8 protein-coding genes and 1 pseudogene are annotated in these 8802 nt (G+C 67.8%); 6 read left to right on the top strand and 3 right to left on the bottom strand.

The features are described 5' to 3' along the window. Positions 1-92 precede the first annotated feature (92 nt). Positions 93-221 (top strand): annotated as a pseudogene (locus tag AB0I79_RS62820) (IS5/IS1182 family transposase); the annotation flags it as partial. Between the two features lie 402 nt (positions 222-623). Here AB0I79_RS62820 and AB0I79_RS62815 read toward each other — a convergent pair. Both AB0I79_RS62815 and AB0I79_RS62810 read right to left on the bottom strand, forming a co-directional pair. Continuing rightward, the gene (locus AB0I79_RS62815) at positions 624-1682 is read right to left on the bottom strand and encodes a helix-turn-helix domain-containing protein (RefSeq protein WP_357896138.1); all 1059 of its coding nucleotides are present in this window, start codon (positions 1680-1682) and stop codon (positions 624-626) included. A 196-nt stretch (positions 1683-1878) separates the two neighbouring features. Then, positions 1879-2409 (bottom strand): TetR/AcrR family transcriptional regulator, encoded by a 531-nt coding sequence (locus tag AB0I79_RS62810; protein WP_357896134.1) that lies wholly within the window; start codon positions 2407-2409, stop codon positions 1879-1881. Positions 2410-2497: 88 nt separating this feature from the next. On the opposite strand from AB0I79_RS62810, the gene AB0I79_RS62805 reads away from it, so the two are divergent. The 3 genes from AB0I79_RS62805 to AB0I79_RS62795 all read left to right on the top strand — a co-directional run bounded on the left by AB0I79_RS62805 (position 2498) and on the right by AB0I79_RS62795 (position 7000). Next, a complete protein-coding gene (locus AB0I79_RS62805; RefSeq protein WP_357896131.1) occupies positions 2498-3427 on the top strand; it encodes a TIGR03564 family F420-dependent LLM class oxidoreductase in 930 nt (309 codons plus the stop codon). 399 nt (positions 3428-3826) lie between these two features. Further along, entirely contained in the window at positions 3827-4912 is a 1086-nt protein-coding gene (locus AB0I79_RS62800) for a S8 family serine peptidase (protein ID WP_357896128.1), read from the top strand. Positions 4913-4990: 78 nt separating this feature from the next. Then, entirely contained in the window at positions 4991-7000 is a 2010-nt protein-coding gene (locus AB0I79_RS62795) for a hypothetical protein (protein WP_357896125.1), read from the top strand. A 56-nt stretch (positions 7001-7056) separates the two neighbouring features. Here the strand turns inward: AB0I79_RS62795 and AB0I79_RS62790 are convergent, their stop codons facing one another. Further along, the gene (locus tag AB0I79_RS62790) at positions 7057-7512 is read right to left on the bottom strand and encodes a YbaB/EbfC family nucleoid-associated protein (protein WP_357896122.1); all 456 of its coding nucleotides are present in this window, start codon (positions 7510-7512) and stop codon (positions 7057-7059) included. An 81-nt stretch (positions 7513-7593) separates the two neighbouring features. On the opposite strand from AB0I79_RS62790, the gene AB0I79_RS62785 reads away from it, so the two are divergent. Both AB0I79_RS62785 and AB0I79_RS62780 read left to right on the top strand, forming a co-directional pair. Next, positions 7594-7914 (top strand): hypothetical protein, encoded by a 321-nt coding sequence (locus AB0I79_RS62785; RefSeq protein WP_357896119.1) that lies wholly within the window; start codon positions 7594-7596, stop codon positions 7912-7914. Further along, positions 7914-8639 (top strand): hypothetical protein, encoded by a 726-nt coding sequence (locus AB0I79_RS62780; protein ID WP_357896116.1) that lies wholly within the window; start codon positions 7914-7916, stop codon positions 8637-8639. The genes AB0I79_RS62785 and AB0I79_RS62780 overlap by 1 nt, the downstream gene beginning before the upstream one ends. Positions 8640-8802: the final 163 nt, after the last annotated feature.

Genomic DNA, 8802 nt, shown 5'->3' with positions numbered 1-8802 from the left:
CGGTGCGGTGAGAGTCGCACGCCGGGTTCGGCGGGCGGGTCCGGGAAACGGACCTGGAGCAATCCAGGCACCGCGCCCGGACTCGACCCAACACCTTCGCCCTGCTGCACGCCTTCCGCCGCCTGCGCATCCGCTGGGAAGTCCGCGCCGACATCCACGAAGCCTTCCTCAAACTCGCCTGCGCACTCATCTGCTGGCGGCGCCTCACCTCATTGCGTTAGGCGCTCTAAGCGGTGCGTCGTAGACGCTGGCGAACACCTTGCGGGCCGGCGCAATCAGGGCTTCTCTGTTCGGGCCAGGTGCTGGGCGCACCCTGTTCGCCCAACGCTGGTGCCGGTCAGGTACAGGAGCAGCGATATAAACCGGACACGATTGTCCGATTTATTGACATCCATCCGTGCAGTTGCTCGGCGCCTCTGGTGTAACGGTTATGTGTTCAGCCAGACAGTGTTGTCCGGTAGGGCGCCGTGTGTAGCTCCCGGCTGGCCGCTTGCCGCCGTTGCGGCACATCCAGAGGATCGTCGATCGAGGCTCTCTACTGGCTCGACGGCGAGGTCACCGGTAGGGAAACGCGCCCGTGCCGAGGGTCGTAGGCTCAACGCCGCTACAGAGCAGGCGGCAGGCTAGCTCGTACCTCGATCGGCGGCGAATGCATGGCGGCGGTGATCGCGCGGGCTGATGTCGTAGGCAGTTCGGAAGGCGCGGCTGAACTCCGCCGCGGTCTTGAACCCCCAGCGCAGGCCGATCTCGCTGATCGGCCGGTCGCGAAACTGCGGGTCTGCGAGATCGGTTCGGCAGCGTTCGAGCCGGCGCCGCCGGATGGTGGCGCTCACGGTCTCGGGACGGTCCTGGAAGAGCACGTGTAGCGTCCGGACGGAAATGTGGTGGTGTGCCGCGATGTCGGCCGGGCTCAAGTTCGGATTGCCGAGTTGACGTTCGATATAGGCGTCGATCTGCGCGATCAAGATGCGGCGGCGGCTCTCGGGCGTCAGTCGGTCCTCGGAACCGAGACGACTCGCGAGGAACGCGGCGGCCAGATCGAGTCCGATGGTGCCCAGGCGGGGGAGCTCTGCCGGATCGCAGCCGCCTGCGTGCTCACGCAGGCCGGTGAGGTAGCGGGCCAGCATTGCCCCCGTCCCGGTTCTGGCGGGCAGCTTGTGCGCCAGCAGCCGCTCCATGTGGCCGCGTGGCAGGGGCAGCGCGTCACCGGGCAGGAACATGATCGTCAGCCGGGTGAACCCGCCGACGTCGGCGAAGGTGGTGGAGTAGGGGTGAGAGGTGTCGAACAGCGAGAAGTCCCCGGCCTGCATGCAGGAGTCGTTGCGCCGCTGCTCCAGCCGTACCGGGCTGTCCTGGACCAGGAAGAGCTGGTAGACATCAGGATCGTGCCGCCTGATGTGGGCCGGGGTGCGCCGCCCGGTCACCGGCGACATCGTGAACTCGGCCACCCGCACGCCTGCCAGGTCGATGGAGTGCGCCTGGGCGTGGAAGTTGCCGGCGTGTTCGGTGGACAGCGCCGTCGGCGCTATCTCGTGCGCCGACAGGTGCGCCCACCATGCCAAGCGCTCCTTCTTCGGCACTGCATCGGTGGACACGGAAACCACAGGACTGCGTTGGACCTTGTGGTGAATCCATGAGTTTCCGAACGGGTGATCGCACACCGCGTCTACGCTCTCGGGCACCGTCCAAGGGTGCACAACCGCGCGCCTCGGCCGCAAGACCGGCCTCACGCCTTCCTCACGACTGCCCGGCAGACGGGACGAAGGGTGCTCACCGGCCGAGAAGGAAGCACCCGCGCGGCAGCGTCGGCACCGCGGGGCACCCCGTCCAGCATGAACCCCGCGACCCGTCCCTTGCGTCTGGAGGTGAAGGCGCGGATCACGCGGTCGGCCGGCTCACTCGCAGGCCATCGAGGAGCACGGTGGTGAGCGGGTCGTCCGCGCGTGCGCCAGGCCGGCAGATCGCGACGTTGAGCAGTCCGGCGATCTGCTCGGAGGAGAGGTCGCGGCGTATGCCGTCCTCGTCCTGTGCCCGCTCGATCAGACCGGCCAGCAGAGCGTCGATCTCGCTGGTGAGCCGTGCACGACAAGGGGAGGCCGGTGTGGTGCCGGCGAGTGAGGTGACCAGCGCCAGGGGCTGCTCGGCGCAGTAGCGCACCAGATTCAGGAGGGCTTCCCACGGCGGCTGGGCGAGGGAGGCGCGCAAGTGGTCGCGCAGGGCCGTCAGGGTGGCTTCCGCGATGTCCTCGACCAGTGCGTGCCGGTCGGGGAAATGGCGGTAAAGCGTTCCCACGCCGAGGCCGGCGGCCTGGGCGATCTCCTCCATCGACACACCCGCCCCGCGTTCGGCGAACAGCCCGAGCGCGGCGCCGACGATGCGCTCGCGATTGCGGCGGGCATCGGCTCGCACAGCATCCCCCCTATCCGGAATCTGAGATTCACGTTAGTGTACCGCACATAAGTGGAAGCGGAAGGTCCGCTTCACATTGAGAGGAATCGTGCGAGTCGGCGTCTACCTCAACACCATCGGAACGGGCGTGGACATCCTGTTGCGCAAGGTCGAAGCTGCCGCCCAGGCCGGGTTTGCCAGCGTCTTCCTCAACCAGCTCACCTCGCTGGACGCGATCACTGTGGCGGGCCTCGCCGCTCGAGAGACGGCCGGGATCGAGGTCGGCACCGCCGTCGTCCAGAGCTACCCGCGCCACCCGCTGGCGCTGGCCGTCCAGGCACTGACGGCGCAGGCGGTCAGCGGCAACCGCTTCACGCTCGGCGTAGGGCCCAGCCACCGGCAGATCATCGAAGGCTCCTACGGTCTGTCCTACGACCGGCCCGCCCGGCACACCCGCGAGTACCTCACCGCGCTGGTGCCCCTGCTACGCGGCGAGGCGGTCGAGTACCGTGGCGAGACGCTGTCGGCCTCCGGCCAGGTCGAGGTGCCCGATGTTACCCCGCCGGCCGTTCTGCTGGCCGCGCTCGGCCCCGCCATGCTCCGCATCGCCGGCGAACTGGCCGACGGCACCGTCACCACCTGGACCGGCGCGGCAGCTCTGGCTGACCACGTCGTGCCGTGCATCACGAAGGCGGCACGAGAGGCGGGCCGTCCCGAGCCTCGGGTCGTGGCCGCGACCCTCCTGGCCGTCACCTCCGACCCTGACGGCGTGCGTCGCCAGGTCGCTGGCCAACTCGGCTACGCGGCCGGATTTGCGAGCTACCGCTCCCTGCTGGAACTGCAGGGACTTGCGGGCCTGCACGAGACAGTCATCGCCGGGGACGAGGACACCGTCGCCAGGGAACTCACTCGCTTCGCCGACGCTGGCGCGACGGACCTCCTGATCAGCCTCCTCGGCGACGAGCACCAGCAGAGCCGCACCCTTGACCTCGTGCGAGACCGTTTCGTAGAGACTGCCCGGCCGGACGTCGTTGCCTGAGAGGCCGGATCGCGGCACGCAGGCTCATCCAGCCGTCCGGCCCGAAGCGTCTATGGGGCGACGCCCTTCAGACCCGGCATCGAGGTCTGCGTCCGCCACCAACGCATCCTGCGCTCTGCGCTAACGACACGGACATCCGGTGTCGCGAAGATTGCCTCTCGAACGATGCGACTCGAAACAGGGACAGGTGTCTGTGAACGCGGATCCCAGAGCCAGGATGCCCGCGTCGGTCGATGTCCTGCCAGCCGTGGTGATGGCAGGATGCGGCAGCTAGACGCGACTCGACGCGCCGAGAACCTCCGGGCCCCACGGTGCGGAAGTCTCCAGGCACTGTTCCTAGCGGTTGTGCTGGCCATTGCACTCGCCGCTGCTCCGGCGGAGGCGGCCTCCGCGACCCTTGTGACGGAGCGTGAAGACTGCAACCCCGAAGCCGGTGTGGTGAAGCTCCCCGGTGGTGAACCTTGGGCGCAGAAGCGCCTGGACATCAAGACCGCGTGGCGGCTGAGCACCGGAGCTGGCGTGCGCGTGGCGGTCATCGACAGCGGCCTGGACACCGAACACCCGCAACTGCCCTGGTTGTCCAGTTTCATCGATCTGACTGGCACCGGATACACCGACTGTGTCGGTCACGGCACCGCCGTGACGGGCATCATCGCGGGCCGCGTCTACCCAGGCGTCGCCTTCCACGGTGTGGCCCCCCAGGCGAGCATCATCGAGCTCAAACAGAGCAACCAGGCCGAGGGTCACGTCGCCAACCTGGCCGCGGCCATCGACAGGGCGGTCCAGCTGGACGCCGACGTCATCAACATCTCCATCAGGGCGGCCGACCATCCGGCTCTCAAAGCGGCCGTCCAGAACGCCCTGGCCAGGGACATCGTGATCGTCGCCGCCGCAGGCAACATCACCCAGGAGAACGAGGAAAAGCCCGCCTACCCAGGCTCCTACGAAGGGGTGCTGGCCGTCGGCTCCGCCACGCCCGACGGGCGCCGCGCCGACTCCTCCAACACCGCGACACCCGTCGGAGTCCTGGGACCGGGCGTGGGCATCATCGCCCCGTGGCCGCGCGGCGCGTACAAGGTGGACCTGGAGGGCTCCAGCTTCGGCGCCGCCTACGTGTCCGGGACTGCCGCACTGGTACGCGCCAGGTTCCCGCATCTGGACCAGGAGCAGGTGCGGCGGCGCATCGTCGCCACCGCCGACGGCTCCGTCGGCAAGGGCACGGGAGCGGGCATGGTCAACCCGGTGCTGGCGGTCAGCGCCGTACTGCCCTTCGAGCCTGCAGGGCGACCGGTGGTGGCGGCCCCGCCCGCGCCACCGATCGCGGCGGACGCGATCGCCAAGGTGCAGCCGGAAGACGTCCATGCCAGGAATCTCTCTCTGGCCGTGATGACGGGAGCACTGATCCTCGTGGCCGTTGCTGGCGCGCTCGCCCTGGTCCTGCCTCTCGGCCGAAGCCGGGGCTGGCGGGTGGACCGGCCGCATTGACGCCCGCCGGCTTCGACGGCCCGATGTGACCGGCCCGAAGTGCGTTGTCACGTCATGAGAAGACGGAAGGACCTTTAGATGAACCCGTTACAGCCGGGCGACCCCCAGAAACTGGGCGACTACGTGCTGTCCGAACGCCTGCCGGAAGGGCCGCGTGGACCGGCCTTTCTCGGCCGCGAGTCGGACGACACGCCCCTGCGTGTGATCAAGCTGCTGCCTGGGAATCCGGATCCGGACCCGGAAGGTGTCGCCCGATTCAGCGGGGTCCGGCGCATCTCCAGCTCCTACATCGCCAGGACGGTGGACGCGGGTCTGGATGACGGTCACCTCTACGTCGTCCGGGAACACGTGAGGGGGCGCAGCCTCGCCGAGACCGTGGCAGCAGACGGGCCGCTCGACGCCGACGCGGTGGAACGGGTGGCCGTCGGCCTGCTGACCGCGCTCACCGCTGCCCATCTGGCGGGTGTCACCCATCGAGGGCTGACCCCGGGCAACGTCATCATGGGCGCCGACGGGCTCCGGCTGACCGACCTGAACCTCGGCGAGCCTGCCGGTGAGATCGGGTATCGCTCACCGGAGCAGCTCAAGGCAGAGCCGTACAGCTCCTCCGCAGATCTGTTTGCCTGGGCTGCGACGGTGGTTTTCGCTGCCACCGGAAAGGCGCCGTTCGGCCATGACGCCGATGCCGTGCTGACCGGCGTGCCCGCGCTGGGCGCACTGACCGAGCCGCTGCGCGGCGTACTGCTCGCCGCGCTGTCCAAGGACGCCAGGCAGCGACCCACGACGAATGCGGCGCTGTTGCGCCTGCTCGGTGGCCAAGCGGCAGAGCCGGAGACCACGGCGGCACCGCCTCCGATGGGAACGGCGGCTCAGCCACCGATGTACCAGCATCCAGCTCTGCCGCCGGCAGGGGGCAGCGCACCGCTCGAGGGCGTGCCCCTGCGTCCGCAGCCGTCGTGGGGGCCGCCACCGCCGCAGCAGGAGTCCACAAGCAGGCCACCGCAGGTGCTGCAGGTTCCCCAAGCGGGCGGATCGGCACCTCGCCGGAAATTTCCCGCCGGGCTCGCCGCCTCGGTGGCCGCCCTCATGGTGCTGTCGGGGCTGGGCCTCTGGGGCGCAGGTCACTACGTGGACACCCAGGGGATCAGCCCGGTCGGCGTCGCGGCCGACGGCAAGGCCACCAGCGAGGACCCAGGCCCGGACGCCCCGGGCAAGAACACCGAGACGAACCCCGATGACGGTGCGGCTCCGCAGCTCGGCGACCCGGGCACGGACTCGCCCCAACCGGAGGTCACCGTACCGTGGGCGACTTCCTCCGACGCGGACCCGTACGGCGTGGGCCCGCTCGTCCTGCCGACCGAGGCTCCGTCGAGCGTCCCCACCGCGCCTGTGTACAGCACGGTGCCCACCGCCTCACCGACGCTGACCCAGCCGGTTCCCACGTCTCAACCGGCGACGACGCAACCGCAGAGCCCTCAGGCGACGGCCACGATCCCGAGGGCGTCCCCGACGCCCACTGCACCGTCGGCGCCTCCGACAGCGACCAGAACGGTTACGGCGACGCCGACGGACCAGAACTCCAAGACGCCGGAGCAGCCGCAGAATCCGACGCCATCTCCCACAAAGAGCACCGAGGCCCCGTCGCCGCCGGCGCCTTCGAAAAGCGCTCAAGCACCCGCTCCGGCGCCCACGACGGCGGCCCCCAAGCCCGAGGCGGCACCGGCCACGAGCGCCGTCCCGCCGCCCGCCGCGCAGCCAGAGCCCAAGAATCCCTACGCACCGGCCCAGGTGTGCGGATCCGGATTTTACGTTCAGCGCTCGCAGGCATTCAACGGTGGCGAGACCTTCCAGCTCTACAACACCGCCACCAAACAGAACTGCGTGGTGACGATGAAACGCGTGAGCGTCGGCAAGGAAAGCCCTGTAAGCGCCACCCTGGACGTGCAGAATGGAGGCAGCCTGACCGATAGTGGCAACTACAAATTCTATGCCGGGCCGGTCAAGCTGCCTGCTCCAGGAAAGTGCGTGAAATTCTCCGGCAGTGTCGGTGCGGACAGCACCAGCGCGGGCTGGGCGAATTGCGGGTGATCCAGCGCGAACGGCCCCACCCGAGTTCCGGGTGAGGCCGTTGTTCTCTGCGGCGGTCAGTCTCGCCGGCTGCGGCGCATGCGATCGAGCCGCTCGTTCGTTTCGGCCGTATAGGCGTTTTTCAGCTCGGCCAGATCGCGTTGGAAGGCGTCCAGCAGTCCCTCGCCATCCGGAAGAAAGGCGACCAGCGCCTTGGCCTGGCGTTCCTGGTCGAGCTGTGCCGCGGCGACGGCTTCCAGCACCTCACGGCTCAGGTCGGCGGAGCCGAGCTTCATCGCCCTCGGGCTGATGGATAGTTCGACGAGTTTGCCGTCCGCGTCCACGCGCGCAGAGACGACACCCGTACGGCTTTCTCCCGCGCCCGTCAGTTGACGCAGGTCTTGCATCGCCTGCCCAAGCTCGCGCATTGAACGCTCGCTTTCCTGCACGAGCTTGTCCAATTCGACGAGTTGCGTTTCTTCTGCATCCATGAAGGCTACGCCATCGCTTTTCGGTGAACCGAGGACGAGCATTAGTGGTCCGCGCATAGAATTGATCATTAAGCTGCAATGAGAAGGCCGCAGAAATGCCCATTCGGGCGTTAAATTTGCGTCATGAGTACAGCTGCCGCCGATGGGCGCGCTATTCATGTCACCTCATCGTCGATCGCCAACCTGCGCGGGCGGGTCGAGCAGGAACTCAAAGCGAACCTGGGTTTCGTGAAAAGCCTCTGCGACAACACGAGCGTGGCCTCACCTGGCTTCGGCCTGCTGGGTGACCTCGTCCTGGGAGGCACCTACGAAAGCGTCCGCGAATGGGCGGAGAAACAACTCGGTGCCGCCGAAGCCGTATGCGACGGCTGGAGCGCGGCGCTGACACAGGCCGAACGCAACTGGCGCACGGCGGAGAACGCCAGCAAGGTGCGATACGTCTGATGGCCTCCATCGGTCAGCGCGCGATCGAGAAGTTGAAGGCGCTGGGGAAGATCTCGAAGTGGATGGCACCGGCAGTGATCATGGCAGGCACTGTCGTCGCCAACGAACCGGGCATGGCCCAGGCGGCGTCCAATTGGAAACACAGCATCGCCGGGCGCCTCGATGACGGAGTGAAGCAACTTCTGCCACAGCTGGTCGCCACCTCCCGGGACGGCTGGATCGCACTGGACCAGCAGGAGTTCGAGCGGGTCGTCGTGCACTTCCATCAGGAAATCGGTGTCCTGCGCGGGGTGCTGGGCGACATCGGCGGCATGATGGACGAAGTCGCCGCCGGATATCGCAGCTACTGGCTCAAGATCCTCAGCTTAGCCACGACCACGATAACGGCGCTGATGTTCGCAAAGAGGCTACAGGGCTCGCCGCACACCGCGATTTGGGGTGGGTTGCTGGAGAAGTTCATCGCCTCGGGAGCCAACGGCGCCGTCGCTGTCTTCACGCTCACACTGGTGTCCGGCATGCGTGGCACGGGAGAGATCATGGCCACGATGGCGAAGAAGGGACACCAGTTCCTCTACGTTGAGCCCTCAGGCCCAGGAAAGATCAACTTCACTCAAGCAGCCATCAATGCCAACAGCTTTCCGTCGTTCCAGGCGCCGGCGAGGCCCGAGGAACTGCCCCCAGGCGCCGACGGTTTCGATTGGAAGGCGCCTGACACGAAAGCCTGATCAATCGCCTACCTCGACTGCGCCCCACCGCACCATCGCGGTGGGGCGAGCCGGCGTTGCCCCTCGGGCCTAGGCCGTGTTTCAGAAGTGGTCTGGAGTGGCGGTTGCGCGGTGTCGTAGGTCGACAAGAGAGGAGGTCTCCGGTAGATGAGTCAACGACCAA

It is taken from the genome of Nonomuraea sp. NPDC050202 (genome assembly GCF_040656115.1).
Taxonomy (GTDB): Bacteria; Actinomycetota; Actinomycetes; order Streptosporangiales; family Streptosporangiaceae; genus Nonomuraea.
This window is presented reverse-complemented; position numbering and strand designations above follow the sequence as displayed.

What these genes read in the sequence shown, in the direction of transcription:
- AB0I79_RS62795 (WP_357896125.1), top strand. Translation starts at nt 4,991, where the DNA reads ATGAACCCGTTACAGCCGGGCGACCCCCAGAAACTGGGCGACTACGTG.
- AB0I79_RS62790 (WP_357896122.1), bottom strand. Translation starts at nt 7,512, where the DNA reads ATGCTCGTCCTCGGTTCACCGAAAAGCGATGGCGTAGCCTTCATGGAT.
- AB0I79_RS62785 (WP_357896119.1), top strand. Translation starts at nt 7,594, where the DNA reads ATGAGTACAGCTGCCGCCGATGGGCGCGCTATTCATGTCACCTCATCG.
- AB0I79_RS62780 (WP_357896116.1), top strand. Translation starts at nt 7,914, where the DNA reads ATGGCCTCCATCGGTCAGCGCGCGATCGAGAAGTTGAAGGCGCTGGGG.